The sequence below is a fragment of the Erwinia sp. PsM31 genome, assembly GCF_030433775.1.
GTDB classification, from domain to species: Bacteria; Pseudomonadota; Gammaproteobacteria; order Enterobacterales; family Enterobacteriaceae; genus Erwinia; species Erwinia aeris.
The window spans coordinates 1-228 of sequence record NZ_JARUWZ010000117.1; the positions used below are offsets into that span (position 1 = coordinate 1).

1 protein-coding gene is annotated in these 228 nt (G+C 59.2%); it reads right to left on the bottom strand.

The features are described from left to right. Positions 1-228, bottom strand: a 228-nt coding sequence (locus QCD69_RS22670) for an HAD family hydrolase (protein ID WP_301253588.1), incomplete at both ends; no start/stop codon positions are given.

Genomic DNA, 228 nt, shown 5'->3' on the forward strand with positions numbered 1-228 from the left:
TGGCAAGCTCGTTGGCGATAGCGGCCGCCGCGCGCGGGTTGTCGCCGGTCAGCAAGACCGTTTCTATGTATAAAGCAAGAAGTTCGCTCAGCGCGGCAACAGCGTCCGCACGTAGCGTATCGCGCAGAGCGATAAGTCCGATCGGCATAGCATCCTGTACGATAAAGCCCACCGTATTTCCCGCCGACTCCAGCTCCGCCACAATCTTCAGCTGTTCTGCTCTCAGCC